Annotated in this window: 17 protein-coding genes; 2 read left to right on the forward strand and 15 right to left on the reverse strand. The window is 49.3% G+C overall.

Annotation, left to right across the window (positions count from 1 at the left end; all coding sequences use genetic code 11):
- Positions 1 to 409: 409 nt before the first annotated feature.
- Positions 410 to 1507 (forward strand): redox-regulated ATPase YchF, encoded by a 1098-nt coding sequence (gene ychF, locus DWX68_RS04745; RefSeq protein WP_022359782.1) that lies wholly within the window; start codon positions 410 to 412, stop codon positions 1505 to 1507.
- 328 nt (positions 1508 to 1835) lie between these two features.
- Here ychF and DWX68_RS04750 read toward each other — a convergent pair whose 3' ends face one another.
- Positions 1836 to 2447, reverse strand: a complete 612-nt coding sequence (locus DWX68_RS04750; RefSeq protein ID WP_117795139.1) for a class I SAM-dependent methyltransferase — start codon at positions 2445 to 2447, stop codon at positions 1836 to 1838.
- Between the two features lie 56 nt (positions 2448 to 2503).
- Entirely contained in the window at positions 2504 to 2725 is a 222-nt protein-coding gene (locus DWX68_RS04755; RefSeq protein ID WP_118628744.1) for a peptidase M50, read from the reverse strand.
- A gap of 293 nt (positions 2726 to 3018) precedes the next feature.
- Here DWX68_RS04755 and DWX68_RS04760 point away from each other — a divergent pair, with 293 nt between their 5' ends.
- A complete protein-coding gene (locus tag DWX68_RS04760) occupies positions 3019 to 3462 on the forward strand; it encodes a hypothetical protein (RefSeq protein ID WP_117795137.1) in 444 nt (147 codons plus the stop codon).
- Between the two features lie 139 nt (positions 3463 to 3601).
- On the opposite strand, the gene DWX68_RS04765 is transcribed toward DWX68_RS04760, so the two are convergent.
- The 13 genes from DWX68_RS04765 to DWX68_RS04825 all read right to left on the reverse strand — a co-directional run bounded on the left by DWX68_RS04765 (position 3602) and on the right by DWX68_RS04825 (position 16641).
- Positions 3602 to 4393, reverse strand: coding sequence for an RnfABCDGE type electron transport complex subunit B (locus DWX68_RS04765; RefSeq protein WP_022359780.1), 792 nt, complete (start codon positions 4391 to 4393; stop codon positions 3602 to 3604).
- 15 nt (positions 4394 to 4408) lie between these two features.
- Complete coding sequence (locus tag DWX68_RS04770; RefSeq protein WP_107001556.1) at positions 4409 to 4984, reverse strand: RnfABCDGE type electron transport complex subunit A; 576 nt, start codon at positions 4982 to 4984, stop codon at positions 4409 to 4411.
- On the reverse strand, positions 4984 to 5685 hold the full coding sequence (locus DWX68_RS04775; protein WP_022359778.1) for an electron transport complex subunit E: 702 nt from the start codon (positions 5683 to 5685) through the stop codon (positions 4984 to 4986). The genes DWX68_RS04770 and DWX68_RS04775 overlap by 1 nt, the downstream gene beginning before the upstream one ends.
- A gap of 14 nt (positions 5686 to 5699) precedes the next feature.
- On the reverse strand, positions 5700 to 6308 hold the full coding sequence (locus DWX68_RS04780) for an RnfABCDGE type electron transport complex subunit G (protein ID WP_107001557.1): 609 nt from the start codon (positions 6306 to 6308) through the stop codon (positions 5700 to 5702).
- Positions 6308 to 7249 (reverse strand): RnfABCDGE type electron transport complex subunit D, encoded by a 942-nt coding sequence (locus DWX68_RS04785; RefSeq protein ID WP_107001558.1) that lies wholly within the window; start codon positions 7247 to 7249, stop codon positions 6308 to 6310. The genes DWX68_RS04780 and DWX68_RS04785 overlap by 1 nt, the downstream gene beginning before the upstream one ends.
- Before the next feature lie 13 nt (positions 7250 to 7262).
- A complete protein-coding gene (rsxC, locus tag DWX68_RS04790) occupies positions 7263 to 8588 on the reverse strand; it encodes an electron transport complex subunit RsxC (protein WP_107001559.1) in 1326 nt (441 codons plus the stop codon).
- A gap of 375 nt (positions 8589 to 8963) precedes the next feature.
- A complete protein-coding gene (locus DWX68_RS04795) occupies positions 8964 to 10334 on the reverse strand; it encodes a sodium-dependent transporter (RefSeq protein ID WP_118628745.1) in 1371 nt (456 codons plus the stop codon).
- A gap of 169 nt (positions 10335 to 10503) precedes the next feature.
- Positions 10504 to 11400, reverse strand: a complete 897-nt coding sequence (locus tag DWX68_RS04800) for a ribokinase (protein ID WP_118628746.1) — start codon at positions 11398 to 11400, stop codon at positions 10504 to 10506.
- Between the two features lie 21 nt (positions 11401 to 11421).
- A complete protein-coding gene (locus DWX68_RS04805; RefSeq protein ID WP_118628747.1) occupies positions 11422 to 12450 on the reverse strand; it encodes a LacI family DNA-binding transcriptional regulator in 1029 nt (342 codons plus the stop codon).
- Positions 12447 to 13592, reverse strand: a complete 1146-nt coding sequence (locus tag DWX68_RS04810) for a M20 family metallopeptidase (protein WP_118538508.1) — start codon at positions 13590 to 13592, stop codon at positions 12447 to 12449. Before DWX68_RS04810 ends, DWX68_RS04805 begins: the two co-directional genes overlap by 4 nt.
- A gap of 25 nt (positions 13593 to 13617) precedes the next feature.
- Positions 13618 to 14364 (reverse strand): glutamine amidotransferase, encoded by a 747-nt coding sequence (locus DWX68_RS04815; protein WP_107001564.1) that lies wholly within the window; start codon positions 14362 to 14364, stop codon positions 13618 to 13620.
- Between the two features lie 31 nt (positions 14365 to 14395).
- The gene (locus DWX68_RS04820) at positions 14396 to 15670 is read right to left on the reverse strand and encodes an ArgE/DapE family deacylase (protein WP_118467445.1); all 1275 of its coding nucleotides are present in this window, start codon (positions 15668 to 15670) and stop codon (positions 14396 to 14398) included.
- Positions 15671 to 15702: 32 nt separating this feature from the next.
- Positions 15703 to 16641 (reverse strand): nucleoside hydrolase, encoded by a 939-nt coding sequence (locus DWX68_RS04825; RefSeq protein ID WP_107001566.1) that lies wholly within the window; start codon positions 16639 to 16641, stop codon positions 15703 to 15705.
- Between the last annotated feature and the right edge of the window lie 36 nt (positions 16642 to 16677).

Below are 16677 nucleotides of genomic sequence, written 5' to 3' on the forward strand. Positions count from 1 at the left end.
AAGCATTTTTTTGTTTTTTTTATTTTTTTTTATTTGTTCTAATTATTCCTATATTTTTATAGTTTCTTTCTACTGCAAAATCATGTATTTCAGCCCTATCCTACCACTCCGCAGCTCCCTTAAAAAATCCTTTCTTACTTCTTAAACAGGAAAACAGACAACCATTACACATTTCTGGTTACTGTTCACGCATACGTGCCCAGTAACCATTTCCGCATTCCTATAGCCACAAAATGTCTCCTTTGAGATTGAAAAAGCGCTGTCTTTCTGCTATAATACATAGTTGCATTGATTTCTTTCATTAAAATTAAGAAAGATTACAAAAAGGGCGTAAAAAGGCGCAATAAGAAACCGAAAGAAAGGCGGAAATCCTGATAAGCAAAGGGTTTTCGGATAGGTAAATCATAAAATGAAATTAGGAATCGTAGGTCTGCCAAACGTAGGCAAAAGTACACTGTTTAATTCTCTGACCAAGGCTGGCGCTGAGTCTGCCAATTACCCGTTCTGTACCATCGATCCGAACGTCGGTGTCGTACCGGTTCCGGATCCGCGTCTGGGTCAGTTAGCAGCTCTTTATAATTCTGCCAAAATCACTCCGGCCGTGATCGAGTTCGTTGATATCGCTGGTCTGGTAAAGGGCGCTTCCAAGGGCGAAGGTCTTGGAAACCAGTTCCTTGCCAATATCCGTGAGGTAGACGCGATCGTACACGTTGTCCGTTGCTTTGAGGATCCAAATGTTATCCATGTAGACGGCAGCGTCAATCCGCTCCGCGATATCGAAACCATCAACCTGGAGCTCATCTTCTCCGATATGGAAGTTCTGGAACGCCGTATTGCCAAGACCACCAAGAGCGCCATGGGAAATAAATCCCTTGCAAAAGAGCTGGAAACTCTGAAAAAACTGTATGCGCACCTTGAAAACGGCAATCTGGCTAAGAGCTTTGAGCCGGAGGACGAGGATGAACTCACGTTCATCAATACGCTGGATCTCTTAACCTGGAAACCGGTTATCTTCGCTGCCAACGTATCCGAGGATGATCTGGCAGATGACGGTGCTTCCAATGAATATGTAAAACAGGTTCGCGAATTTGCAGCTGAGAACGACAGCGAGGTATTTGTTATCTGCGCCCAGATTGAGCAGGAGATCGCTGAGTTAGATGAAGATGAGAAGAAAATGTTCCTCGAAGATCTCGGTCTGACTGAATCCGGTCTTGAAAAACTGATTGCAGCCAGCTACCGTCTGCTTGGTCTCATCAGTTATCTGACTGCCGGAGAAACCGAGACACGCGCATGGACCATCAAAGTCGGCACCAAAGCTCCGCAGGCAGCTGGAAAGATCCACTCTGATTTTGAGCGTGGTTTCATCAAAGCCGAGGTAGTCAACTATCAGGATCTCTTAGACTGCGGTTCCTACAATGCAGCCAGAGAAAAAGGGCTGGTGCGCATGGAGGGCAAGGACTACGTGGTGAAGGACGGCGATGTCGTACTCTTCCGCTTCAATGTTTAATATCGTGTCATAAAATCTCAGAAGCTGCCATCCGCTGATCAGATTCCCTTTTCGTAGATTTGGGGGAGGGGTATCCTCTCAAAGCATATCAACGGATGGCAGCTCTTTTTATTTCTCCCTTTTTACAAAAGTGTGTCTGATGCATACTAACTCATAATTATACGAAACACCACTCTTTTATTCATTTTCTATTCATTTCTGGCTAATGGGTATTCATTTTTACTCTAAGTTGTCGTGCAATTTATTAGATTTGAATTTTTGAAAGAGCCAGCACCTTGAATGGGCTGACTCTTTCAATGTCACCTGTAATTGACAAACTGGAATTTGGCTATTTCGTTGCAACAATACTTATCCAATGATTTTTTGCATTTGAATACGTTTTGATCTCTGTAAAACCCGCTTCTTTCAAAGCGGCAACAAGTTGTTTAGATGTGTAAATCTTCATACCATTGATCATCTTTGTCCATTTTTCATCTGCGGCATTCGTTCCGTCACTCTCGTTACAAATCAGGAATATGCCTTCGCTTTTTAGCACACGGTTGATCTCGGAAAAGCATTTTACTAATCCTGGCCAAAAGTAAACTGTTTCGAAGGCAGAAACATAATCAAAAGTCGCGTCAGAAAAGGGTATAGCAGATACATCTCCTTGAACTACATTACATTTCCCTTGTTTAATGGCGAGGGCGTTCAATTTTTGAGATTCTGCCACACTAACCTCAGAATAATCCATTCCTGTCACGTGGCCATTTCCACATCTATCAAGCCAGACCGCAATATTGGCTCCGCCGCCACAGCCGACGTCCAGAACTTCAGCATCAGACTTCGCGGAGATATTTGAGAATCCCCATTGCGATAATTTGGCGTGACCGCTGTTCATCATCTTCGTCATCAATTTTCCGCCGAAGCCTTGTGGCTTACGGGTATTTTCAAAAAATTTCATTACAGAATTCCTCTTACACAAATACCGGTTTTCTTAATTCGACAAACCGGTATTGCTCAATCGTTTTTCTCCGTTAGGAGAATATACAATCCATAAATAAAAAGAACAAGGAATAAAACCGTAGGAATCAATAATCCATTTTCTAAAATACTTACAATCATTCTTCCAGGTGGCGTTACCCATTCAGTTGCTGGATTTTGCATTGCCACTATTATCATTCCCACAATACCAACAACACCACCTAATGTTAAAAAACCACCTTTTATATTTCTACTCATAATCATTACCTCCTCGTTAAATACCGATTAGTATAACAGTAGTCTAACACATGTTGTTTAAAAATACTACAGCCAAGCTAATGTCTGTAATTTACCCTAAAATTTCATTTTATGGAATTTGGACTACTTGATTTTCTAATCGCATACGCAATTTGTGAAATGTATCATTATACTGTTGATACATCAGACACACAAATGTAAATAGGGACTTTTATTTTTATAACAAATCATATTCTTTCATTTTCCCTCAAACCGTCTCATACACTGTACTAAACGAATTCCGGAGCTTTCTTATGAGTTCAAAAACAAAAATTGTCGTACTCCGCATGAAAGAGATTATTTATACTGCTATCTTTATCGGGCTGGGGCTTCTTCTCATCGCGCTTCTCCTCATCATGTTCCGTCCTGGAAGGAAGACACAGAGTGCTTCTGCCCCTGCTGCGGCTGGTATCCACTATCTGCCAGGCATGTACAGTTCTACCCTGACACTTGGCAGCCAGGCAGTCAATGTCGAAGTCACGGTTGATTCCACCCAAATCACCTCTGTTACCTGCCGTCCTTTAAGTGATTCCATCGAAACTATGTACCCGCTGCTCTCCCCTTCCGCTTCGCATCTCTCGGAGCAGATCGTGAGCACGCAGTCGCTTGAAAATCTCTCCTTTGAAAGCGGCAGCCAGTATACCTCACAGGCACTCTTAAATGTGATACATACCGCACTGGCGAAAGCGATCCTTTAAGTTTCATATCACTCCATATAGCTTCTTCTAATCAAAACGTCCGGCTGAACCGTCTTTCCAAACGGTTCAACCGGACGTTTTACTTCCGTATTCGTGACTGTTCAGTACCTTCACAGTCACGCGTATTCATTTACGTTATTTACTGAATAACCTTAACCGGGCACTTCGCTGCACAAGCTCCGCAGTTTACGCACTTCTCATAATCGATAACAGCTACGTTGTTATCCATATGGATTGCGTCAAACTTACACTGCTTGGTACACAGCGTACAGCCGATACAGCCAACCTGGCAGGCTGCCTTGACAGCCGGTCCACGATCGTGGGAGCTGCACTGTACCAGATGTTTTGCCTTGTACGGTACCAGGTCGATCAGGTGTTTCGGGCAGGCTGCCACGCAGGCACCACACGCTACACACTTCTCTTTGTCTACAACCGCTACGCCGTCTACCACGTGGATTGCATCGAATTTACATGCCTTCACACAGGTTCCGAAACCGGTACAGCCGTAAGAACATGCCTTTGCACCGCCACCCGGTACAACGGATGCCTTCGCACAGTCCTCGATACCATGGTACTCGTATTGTACTTTTGTCTTGTCGCAGGTACCTTTACATTTAACGAAAGCTACCTTCTTCTCAGAGGAACCAGCCTCTACGCCCATGATAGCAGCGATCTTCTCGCCAACCGGAGCACCGCCGACCGGGCAGGCATTAACCGGAGCTTTGCCCTCTGCGATGGCCTTTGCAAGACCATCACAGCCCGGGTAACCACAGCCACCGCAGTTGTTGCCTGGCAGCTCTTCACGAACAGCTGCCTCTTTTTCATCTACTTCAACTTTAAATTTCGCGCCGAACAGACCCAGACCGACACCGACGATGATGCCGACTGCCGCGATCACGACAGCAGCGATAATGATTGAATTCATATCCATTTTCGTCTCCTCCTTCTACAGTAATCCGGAAAATCCGAGAAATGCAATCGCCATCAGACCAGCCGTTACAAGTACGATAGGAGATCCCTGAAAGTTATACGGGATATCATTTCCCTCGATGTGCTCACGGATACCTGCCAGAAGCACGATGGAGATGGTATAACCAACGGCTGTACCAACACCATTTACCACGCTCTGTAAAAATCCATATCCGTTCTGAACGTTTGTCAGGGCAACACCAAGAACGGCACAGTTTGTTGTAATCAGCGGAAGGAATACACCCAGCGCGTTATACAGGGAAACCATGCACTTCTTTAAGAACATCTCAACGATCTGAACCAGTGCTGCGATAACGAGAATGAAAACGATGGTTTTCAGGTAATCGATACCAAGCGGTGCCAGAACGAACTGATAAATCAAGTTTGCAACGATGGATGCGATGGTAATAACGAAGATAACCGCACCACCCATACCAGCTGCTGTTTCAACTTTTTTGGATACGCCGACGAAGGAGCAGATACCGAGGAACTGGCTCAGTACGACGTTGCTGACCAGCGCCGAGCTTATCGCAATAATAAGTAATTCTTTCATCACTTCTCCTCCTGTTCCTTCTTAACTTCTGCATCATGACCAGCACAGCTTAAGCAGTCGCCGCTGCAGCAGCCACCCTTCTTCTTCTCTTTTACGGAACCGTTTGTTGCACACGGCATCTTCAGACGATTCTGAAGAGCAGTAAGGCAAGCCAGTACGAAGAATGCACCCGGCGCCAGGATGAAGATTGAGATCGGCTGATAGGAAGCCGGCATAATCTGGATACCAAAGATAGTACCTGCACCCAGAAGCTCACGGAAGGAACCGATGAGTGCCAGAGCAACTGTAAATCCAAGTCCCATACCGATACCGTCAAATGCAGACAGGATCGGACCGTTCTTCATAGCATATGCCTCGGCACGGCCAAGGATGATACAGTTAACTACGATCAGCGGAATGTAAAGTCCCAGGGAAGCATATAAGCTTGGAACGAAACCTTCCATCAACATATCTACGATGGTTACGAAGGATGCTACGACTACGATCTCTGCCGGCAGACGCACGCCGTCCGGAATGATCTTACGAAGCAATGCAATCAGAAAGTTCGCCGCAATCAGTACGGCGGTTGTCGAAAGTCCCATGCCGACACCGTTGATGGCGGAAGTGGTTACCGCCAGGGTCGGACACAGACCCAGCATCTGAACGAAAATCGGGTTTTCTTTCCAGATACCGTTATATAAGCGCTCTACATATTTATTCATAATCTTTCCACCTCCTACTGTGCCAGGCAGTTAGCCACGAAATAGATAGCTGCATCTGTCGCGTTGGTGACTGCCTTGGAAGTGATCGTTGCACCACTGATGGCTTCAATCTGATTATCTGCAGACGCGCCTGTCTTTGTAACTTCCAGGTTCTCAGCTTTCTTGCCGATAAACTGATCCTTGAAATCCGGTTCTTTGGCTCTCATACCAAGACCTGGCGTATCGCTGATGCTTAAGAAACCGATACCGGTCAGCTCGCCCTCGTTGCTGATACCAACTGCGATCTGCACGTTGCCGCCGTAGCTCTCTGCGGAGGTAGAGGTAATCAGGTAACCGATCTGGTTGCCGCTTGCATCCAGCGCTTCTTTTGCATCATTGATGGTAACTTTTCCAAATCCCCACTCAGAGATGCTGTCCGCTGCAGCAGTTACTGCGTCAGCCAGCTCCTGCGGTTCATCAAAGCTTGCCGCATCCGGGTAAACTTCCTGATAAGTTTTAGTAGCTGCTGCCTCCTGTGCCTGTGCAATCGGATCCAGCGTAATATCATGTACTGTTCCCAGACAGATACCAGCTACCAGAGTAATAACGAAAAGGATGATTGTATTTTTGATAATCTGGTTCATTATTTCTTCTGACCTCCTTTTCCAAATGCTGTCGGAAGCGTATAGCGCTCAATCAGCGGAACCAGCAGGTTGCTGAAGATAATTGCGTAGGAAACACCCTCCGGAGAAGCACCCCAGAGACGGAAGATTCCGGTTACGATTCCGAGGATCAGTCCGTATACGATCTGTCCCTTCGGAGTCAGAGGACTCGTTACATAATCGGTTGCCATAAAGAATGCACCGAAGATAAGACCACCTGCACAGATCTCACTGAGAGAATAGGTCAGGTTGAATCCGCCAAACAGGAATGTAAATACAAATACGGTTCCAATGTAAATCAGCGGGATAACCGGGCTGATAACTTTGCGGACTACCATGTAAATCGCACCAATCAGCAGGGCAATTACAGATACCTCACCGATAGTTCCCGGGATACGTCCGATTACCAGGGATGCCAGATCCACTGTCTCACCGGCTCTTAACTGTGCCAGCGGAGTTGCACCTGTCAGACTGTCAAATCCAAGCTTTGCGGATGAGAAGTTATTCATAAACAGAGCGAAGGAAGTCAGAAGGAAACATCTGGCTGCCAGTGCCGGGTTCATGAAGTTCTGTCCCAGACCACCGTAAAGCTGTTTTACAACGATGATTGCAAAGAATGCACCAAGAACCGGGATCCAAACCGGGATTTCCGGCGGCATATTCAGTGCAAGAATCATGCCGGTAACAACTGCACTGCCGTCCGAAATCGTAATCGGCTTGTGCATTAATTTCTCATAAAGATACTCGGCTGCCACACTGGCGATCACGGTAGCGATCAGAACCAGAAGTGCATTCATGCCGAACTGCCATACACCATAAACACTGGCAGGAATCATGGCGATCACAACGTCAAACATCAGGCGCTGTGTCGTAACTCCGTCACGAACGTGAGGTGATGACGATACTTTTAATAATTTTTCCATTTCTTCCCACCTCCTACTTTCTGCGGCTGGCTGCTACTGCCTTACGCATCTCTTTGAATGCCTGAGTCAGCGGCCGTCTTGCCGGACAAGCATATGCACAGCATCCGCACTCAACGCATTCCATGCCGTTTAAGCTCTGGAATTTCTCAAGGTCGTGAGCCGTAGATGCCTTCATCATCAGCGGAGGTACAAGATGCTCCGGACAAACGCCTACGCAGCGTCCGCAGCGGATACATGCTGACGGCTCCATCGCTGCTACCTGATCCTTGGTAAAGGTGGTCAGAGCAGATGAAGTCTTCGCTACCGGGAAGTCAAGGCTGAAAAGAGCCTGTCCCATCATAGGACCACCGGAAATCATCTTCTCCGGTTCCTGTTTAAAGCCGCCTGCTGCCTCTACCAGTCTCTGATAGTTGGTACCAAGGCGTACCTCAAAGTTCTGCGGCTCTGCAATGGCATCACCGGTTACCGTAATGATCTTGCGGATCAGCGGAGTTGTCTTGCATACTGCATTATAAATAGAAGCAACGGTATCAATATTGTCTACGATACAGCCTGCATCTGCCGGCAGCATGGAAGAATTGATCTCACGTCCTGTCACTGCATAGATAAGTGTACGCTCACCACCCTGCGGGTACTTGGTAAGCAGCGGACATACTTCGATTCTCGGCTCGTCCTTTACCATCTCCGTCAGCTTCTTGATAGCCTCCGGCTTGTTGTTCTCGATACCGATAACACCCTTCGCATTGTCAAACAGCTGAAGCATAACCTTCAGGCCGCCGATAATCTGCTCCGGACGCTCCATCATGGTACGATAGTCACTGGTTAAGTACGGCTCGCACTCTGCACCGTTGACGATAACGTAATCAATTGCGTTCTCATCTTTCGGAGTAAGCTTTACATGTGTCGGGAAACCAGCGCCGCCCAGGCCGACGATACCGGCATCCTTAACGATCTTACGGATCTCTTCTTTCGACAGCTTTGTTGCATCTCTGTCTGTTCCGAAGCCCTCAATCGCCTCTTCTTCACCGTCATTCTCCACCAGGATTGACTGAACCATTGCACCATTGGCAACCAGCTTGGACTCGATTCCCTTTACCGTACCGGAAACAGAACTAAGTACGTTTGCGGAAATAAATCCGCCTGCCTCTGCAATGATCTGGCCTTTCAGCACGTGATCGCCCTTCGCTACCAGTGGTTTCGCAGGTGCGCCAATGTGCTGGGACAGCGGATAAACCATGATCTCGCCCTGTAACGGTTCGAGAACCTTGATCGGCTTATCCTCAGACAGTTCTTTACCCTCATATGGATGAATGCCGCCTATAAATGTAGCCAAACCCATCAATTAAACCCTCTTTCTCTTACTAAATTTTCCTTCATCCTCCACCCATTCACCTCCCGTCAGATGCCTTTTCTGCCGAAATTGTGAAAATATTATCGGGCGTAGGAGCTAGAATCTACCGCGTATAGTATAACACAGGTAAAAAAAATTCACAATTGAAAAATGAATCTTCTGCCCCCTTCACTCTGTATAAAAATTAATACAAATGGTTATAATATAGCTTTTGTTTATACAGAATCAACAAAACTGTGTAAAAATCCCGTAAAACTTTCCCTTAAATACTATGTCAATAGCCTTGGCGAACAAAGGAAAGTCCGGCGGAGTTTGCCTCTGCCGGACTTTCCTTTGTTCTCGTTACCTAAAGAGCTGCACAGTCTACTGGAAAAACTTACTCCAGTACCCCTGCACAAAAATAAACAGCACAATCAGTGGAATGACATATGTCACATACGCTCGCACCTGGCGCGGGAACTTCACGCCTTTTCCCTCATTTGCCTCCTTGAGAAAATTCTCAAATCCCCATCCATACCGGCTGGTACAGAACATCAGGTAAACGAGACTTCCAAGTGGAAGCAGGTTGTTGCTGACGATGAAATCCTCGAGATCCAACACGTTGCTGCCCTCTCCGAACGGCATGAAACCACTCCAGAGATTGAAACCCAGCACACACGGAAGCGACAGGACCGCAATCACCACCAGATTGATGCAGACTGCCTTTTTGATCGAACAGCCAGTCAGATCCGTTGCAAAGGATACGATATTCTGGAATACCGCTGTGACCGTTGATGCCGCCGCAAAGGTCATAAAGACAAAGAACAGCGTGCCCCAGAAACGTCCGCCTGCCATGTGGTTAAATACATTCGGCAGCGTGATGAAGATCAGGCTTGGTCCCTGTCCTGCCTCGATGCCGTAAGCCGCGCATGCCGGGAAAATGATAAGTCCTGCCATAAACGCTACCAGCGTGTCAAGGACCAGTACATTGATTGCCTCGCCGGTCAAGCTGCGCTCTTTATCGATATAACTTCCAAAAATCGCCATCGCACCGATACCGATACTCAACGTAAAGAACGACTGTCCCAGCGCTGCAAATACGACCTTGCCGACACCAACCTCCTGAATCTTGCCAAAATCCGGCTTTAAGTAAAATTCAAGTCCCGGACGTCCGCCTTCCATCCGCACCGAATTGATTGCCAGCACAACCATCAGGAATAACAGGCAGACCATCATCATCTTTGTGATCTTCTCAACGCCGTTCTGGAGTCCCATCGCACAGATGGAAAAACAGAATACGACACAGAGCAGCATAAATACCGTCATCAGTCCCGGATTTGCCAGTACAGAGCCAAATTCCCCTGCTACACCGTCCGCATCCAGACCCACGAAATCGCCTTTCGCCATCTTGAACACGTACAGCAGAAGCCATCCGGCTACCGTCGTATAAAACATCATCAGGACATAGTTGCCCGCCATCGCGAACCATTTTTCAAAATGCCACTTAGTACCCTTTGGCTCCAGCACATCAAATGAAAGCGCCGCACTCTTCTGGCTCGCTCTGCCGACCGAGTATTCCATAACGATGATCGGAAGACCTAAAAGCACCAGAAATGCCGCATAAATCAGTACAAACGCCGCGCCGCCATACTGACCGACAATGTACGGGAATCTCCACACATTTCCCAGACCGATCGCACAGCCCGCGGAAATCAGGATAAATCCCAGCCGAGAGGAAAAACGTTCTCTTCCCATTTCTACTTACCTTCTCCTTTTTTATTTCTACAGGCCCACACTGACAAGAGTCAGACGGGCGCAAAAAAGAGGCGCCTCCGCAAATCCCGGTACCAACCCGAATTTCGGAAACGCCACCAAATGGTATTTTACTATATTCTGTTTTAAAAGACAAGCTTTCAGGTGCTTTTTATCCCTCAAACGTCTCTACTTCCTCCCGGTTCGGCACCGACGGAGCTGCTCCTGGGCGGGAAACGGCGATCGCTGCCGCTTTTGCCGCATGTTCCAGCGCCGTCTTCGGGTCTTCACCGAGCTGTAAGCCGCCGATAAAATAACCGGTAAATGTATCGCCTGCCGCCGTCGTGTCCACAACCGGCACTTTATAGATTCCCTGACGAAGGACTGTATCGCCATCGCGGTACACGGAACCATCGCCGCCGAGTGTCAGGACAATCTTCGCCTCCGGGAACCGTTTTACCAGTCCGTTCATCAGCGCCTGCGGATCTTTGGTTGCCTCAATGCCGCAGATATCCGACGCCTCCACCTCATTTAATAAGAAGTAATCCACATATTCCAGCGGATAGGACAGGATCTTCGCATTCATCGGGGACGGATTCAGAACGATCTTCATGCCTTTTTCATTGGCTTTCTCCATGATATAGCCGATCTCGCTGATCTCATTCTGTAAAATCAGGAAATCGTCCGCCTCAAACTGTGTCAGGACGCGATCCACCATTTCCCTCGTGATCCGCTGGTTGGCACCGCCATACAGCAGAATGCAGTTCTGCCCTGCCGGATCTTTCTGAATGATCGCGTGTCCTGTCTGCCCGTCGAGATGCTCGATCAGCTCCGTGTGGACGCACGCCTTCTTCATCTGCTCGATGAGGAAATCTCCATCCCCGGCTCCGACAGCTCCGGCGTGCCATACGTCTGCGCCCGCCTTGCTCAGCGCGATCGACTGATTCAGCCCTTTGCCGCCGCTAAATACCTGCAGCGACTCGGAGGACATCGTCTCTCCCGCTCTTACAAAATGATCCACCTGATACGTATAATCAATATTCAGTGAACCAAAATTCAATACCTTCACTCTGCTCCCCTCTCTCTCCGGTTACCGAGACGGCTGTATTCTCGCCGTGCTCTCCCGCACCACCAGTTCCGGGGCAAAGATCACCTTGCTCTCCGGTCTTTTATGTTCCCGTATCTGTTTCAGAAGCAGCCGTACCGCCTCTCTTCCCATCTCCCGTACCTGCTGGCGTATCGTTGTCAGCGGCACCTCCAGCATCCGGGCATAGAAAACGTCATCGTATCCGACAACCGAAACATCTTCCGGTACTTTCTTTCTGTATTCCTTGAGTTTTCTGCATACGCCATACGCCGAAGCGTCGTTGCAGGCGAAAATCGCCGTAAAATCCTGTGAAATGAGCTTTTCGACCGCCGCCGCGCCGCCCTCCTGCGTATACTCGCCGGCACAGACGAGACGTTCATCCACTGGAATTCCCGCCTCCTCCATCGCCCGGCAGTAGCCATGGTAACGGGCCTCCGAATCCATCTGGGTCGCATGCGGTCCCACAACGCAGGCAATCCGCCGGTGTCCAAGGCTTAACAGATGGCGCGCCGCCAGATAACCGCCGATCTCATGGTCGGTACCGACCGCCGGACAGTTCCGAAGCTCCGGGATCCGGTCAACTACCACATAGGGTATGTGGATCGATTCCAGATAATCAATCTCCTCCGCCGCCATCTCCCGCGTATTATCTTTAGCCATGATAAACACAATGCCGTCCGCGCCTTTATCCGCCAGAAGATCGATATACTCGCGATCCCGGTCATAATTATCATTCGTGTTGCAGAGAATCACACTCCAACCATTTTCGCGGCACGCCTCATCGATCGCGCGCGCCATATTGGCAAAATATACATTGGAAATATCCGGGACGATAAATCCTATGGTCTTGCTCTGCCGCTTTACCAGACTGACCGCGAGCTGGTTCGGACGATAATTCAGTTCCCGCGCCTTCGCTAGGATCTGATTCTTTGTCTCATCCGAGATCTTATATCCTTTTCCATTGAGAACCAGTGAGATTGTCGTCACGGAAAAACCAGTCTCAGCGGCAATATCCTTGATGGTTGCCCTCACTCATCCACCTCCGATGCGATCAGATCCATGAGAACCTGAATGGATTTCTGATATTTTTCTATCTCGACCCGCTCATTTGGCTTATGCGCCATACCTGCCTCGCCCGGACCAAATAAGAGAACGGCTGCATCCAGCTTGTGTTCCACCAGGATCGAAGCATCTGTAAAGAAATTAATCCCAGTCGTCTCCACTGGAAGCCCTTTTTTCTCCAGTTCCTTCGAGAGCTGTTTCACAAGCGGATGTGATTCTCCAATCTCGATCGCCCGCCGGTCATTGACAATCCGGCAGCTGACGCGAAATTTTTCTTCTGATGTAACGGAACGCGCCGCCGCAAACGCCTCCGCCTGACCGACTACCATCTGACTTGTCAGTCCCGGTGTCATACGGATATCCATGAGAATCCGGCAGGTGTCCGGCGTCATATTTGGCGCCACGCCGCCGGAAATCTGCGTTACCTGCGCGGTCGATGCGCCGAGAACCGGGTGTGTGAAGCTTTTCACATATGTTTCAATCTCACCTGTCAGCGCCATCGCCTGTTCCACGGCATTGCAACCCTCCTGCGGGTATGCCCCGTGGCTCGTCTTTCCGTGTGCTTCTATCTCCAGCCACAGGCAGCCTTTCTGCGCCACGCCCAGCCTGCATCCCGTCGGTTCTCCTATCAGAAGCGTTCCAATCGACGTCTCCGGGACTTCCTTTAAGATCTCCCTGGCGCCGATGCCGCCCTTTTCCTCATCACAGGTTCCGAGGAAATGGATCGTACGCGGCACCGGACGACCGGATTTTTTATATTCACAGAGCGCGTACACCATCGCGGCAAGCCCACTCTTCATATCGCTGGCACCGCGGGCATAGAGAAAACCGTCCCGTTCCACCGGAACCGCCGGGTCAGTCTTCCATTCTCCGGTATCTCCGTAAGGAACCGTGTCCAGATGCCCGTTCCAGAAGATCGGAGCGCCATCCGACTCCCCCTCAAGCTCCGCCAGCACATTGGCGTGTGTCGCGTCAATCCGCTGTATATGTGCAGAAATTCCCGATTGTTCGAAATACTTACACAAATATTCTGCCACTGCTCCCTCGTCATCCCGTCCATTGACACTCCGAATGGTCAGAAGCTCTTTTAAAAGTTTCACCGCTCCGTCCATACGCGCTCTCCTTTTTCCTGCTATCTTATTTCTGAATCAGCCAGTCTGCGATATTCTGCCACAATTTATTGTAGTATTCCCACTCGCAGAATTCCGGCGGTGCCCAGTGCGGTGCACAGTCGGTTGTGACAACACCGCTGCGCCCTTTTCCATAAGAAGCAAACGCGATAAACGGATCGCCCTCTACAGTAACCGGAACCTCTGCCTCCGGTTTTGCGATTACCTTATTGTAACCGAGAACCTCCGGCCAGTCGGTCGGAATGCCCTTTAAAGCTTCATGCTCGCCCACGGTTACCGGTTTTACACCCTCGCAGTGTTCCATACGGTCATCGACCGTCAGAACCTCGACTGGAAGAACCTCCTGTACGGCTGTGTCATGCCATTTGCCCTTTGCATCCACGCCGGAGAAGGTCAGATAGCCGCCGACCATCAGAAGAGCGCCGCCATCGTTGACATAGTCGCGGATCAGATTGCAGCGGTTCGGCATTTTTTCACTGCGGTTAAACGTAGCGCCCGGCAGAAGCAGGGTGTTTGCTCCGATATCGGACAGAATTACCAGATCATACTGTTTCAGTTCTTCCATTGTAAATGGAAATTCCTCATTTGCCAGATGGTTCGGAAGGAAGGTTACTTCGTAGCCGCCTGCCTCCAATGCAGCTTTCAGCCATTTCTCTCCTGTCTCATAGGTAGAGGTATAAAACGCGTCAAAGCCTTTTACATGGGTGGTATAGCTCATCCAGGACTCGCCTGCCAGTAAAACTTTCTTGCTCATATTTTTATCTCCTTATATATTTATCAATTCCTTATTTCTTCTCTCCCCAGGAAAGAATCAGTTTCGCATACACCAGAATCGCTTCCAGATAGGAATCGAGCTTCAGCCACTCATCCACGGTATGGCACTGTGCGCCCTCGCCCGGTCCGTACTGGATCGTCGGGCATCCGGCAATGTTGCGCCACAGGCGGGAATCACAGCCAAAATGGGATCCTTCCACCTTCACGCTACGCGAAAGTGCCTCACTGTACGCCTCCTTAAAGGTGTCTACCAGCGGATGATCCTCCTCCATCTCAAACCCGTGTCCGGTCTGGTAAATGGAAATCTTCGGCGGATGTGCCTCCATCCACGCGTCGGAACGGCTGATCCGCTCAACGACCTCTGTAAATTCCTTTACAACCATATCCTGATTCATCAGGGTCGGAACATAGTGGACGCAGGTAGAAAAACTGCACTCGCCCGGCACGGTAGAACCGGCGGTTCCACCCTCGATCACGCCGATATTTAAGCTCGGCGGCGGAAGCAGGCGGTGGCGGATCGTCAGAAGCCAGCGGTGCTCCATCTCATTTAACCCCTGAATTACCTTGATCGCCTTCTCGATCGCGCTGACGCCCTCGGCTTTTGCACCGGAATGGCACGCTTTTCCTTCAAAATCAACCTTAAAGAATACCCAGCCCATATGCGCCAGAATCAGGGTATCGTCGGTCGGCTCGCAGTTGACAACGCCGTCGGCTTTCAGACCGCGCATTACCGCCTGGATCGAGCCATTGCCTCCGCCTTCCTCGTCACACACGGAGGTAATTGTCACATCGCCCGGCAGCTCATACCCGGCATCCTGCAAAAGCTTTACCGCCATCACCGATGCCATCAGACCGCCCTTCATATCCGTGCAGCCGCGTCCGTACATCTTGCCATCCCGAATTACCGGCTCAAACGGCGGGTTCGTCCAGCCGTCTTCCATCTCCGCCGGCATAACGTCAATATGACCGTTAAATAACAGGCTTTTTCCGCCCTGTTTTCCTTTAAATGTCGCATAGACATTGGCACGGTCGGTCTGGTTGTGCCCCAGGTTTCCTTCCTGGTGCTTTTTGTAGCTTTCCTGAATCACAGCCTCATCCATCGGATCCACCGTGATCTCGTCGGCTCCCATCGATTCAAACAGGTTTACCATATACTCCTGTCCCTGTTTCTCCAGACCACCATCGATTCCGTGCCCTAAGTCATGGGTATCAATTCCCACCAGATTCTTGAGTTCTTCGATATATTTCTCTTTGTTCTGCTCTAAAACTTCTTTCAGGTCTCTCATCTATATCTGCCTCCGAACACAAGTATTATAAACTATGCCTCGCTGTATCTTCTCAGCCCTGCCTCAACGATATCCCAGAACTTCGCCGCATCGATATCGATCGCTACGTTTGCAGTCGGCTCCTGTCCGCCGTAACCGAAGAAATCGCAGTTAGTACGTCCGTAGGACTGGACGCTGCGGATGTCAATGTCCACATGCATCGGTTTCAGGGTCACAACGCTCGGATCAATCAGCCATGCGATCGTAACCGGATCGTGCAGAGGTCCGCCTTCCCAGCCAAATACCTCTTTCTGGGTCTTGCAGAAGAAGCGCATCAGATCCGCAAAGAGCTTGGATGCCTTATTGCCTATCTTCTCCATCCGGTCAACGATCTCCGGATAGCACAGTACCTTGCGGGTAACATCCAGACCCATCATCGTGATTGGGCGTCCGCTGGTAAAGCATACATACGCTGCATCCGCATCGGCGATGATATTGAACTCTGCCGCTGGAGTTACGTTACCATTGGTATACGCGCCTCCCATCAGGACGATCTGTTTGATCTTCGGAATAATCGCCGGTTCCATCCGCATCGCCATCGCCAGATTGGTCATCGGACCGGTTGTCACCATCGTGATATCGCCATCGGACTCCATCAGGGTTTTAACGATGAAATCGACTGCATGCTCTTTCTCTAATTCTTTTGTCAGCGGCGGGAAAACCGGACCATCCAGCCCTGTTTCACCGTGGATATCGCCCGCTATCATTTTTTCACGCACCATCGGCTGTCCGCAGCCCGCATACACTGGCACATCCACACCGAGCCACTGGCACACATTTCTCGCATTAATCTGCGTTTTCTCCAGCGTCTGGTTGCCTGCTACGACTGTAATACCTAACAGATCGATCTTGTCACTGTTCGCCGCCAGCGTGATCGCGACCGCGTCATCATGTCCCGGATCGCAGTCAAGAATAATTTTTGTCTTTTCCATCTGATTATGTCCTCCTTATAGTGTTTTATCTTTCTT

Origin of the sequence: Clostridium sp. AF20-7, from assembly GCF_003479275.1 — a bacterium.
GTDB lineage: Bacteria > Bacillota > Clostridia > Lachnospirales > Lachnospiraceae > Otoolea > Otoolea fessa.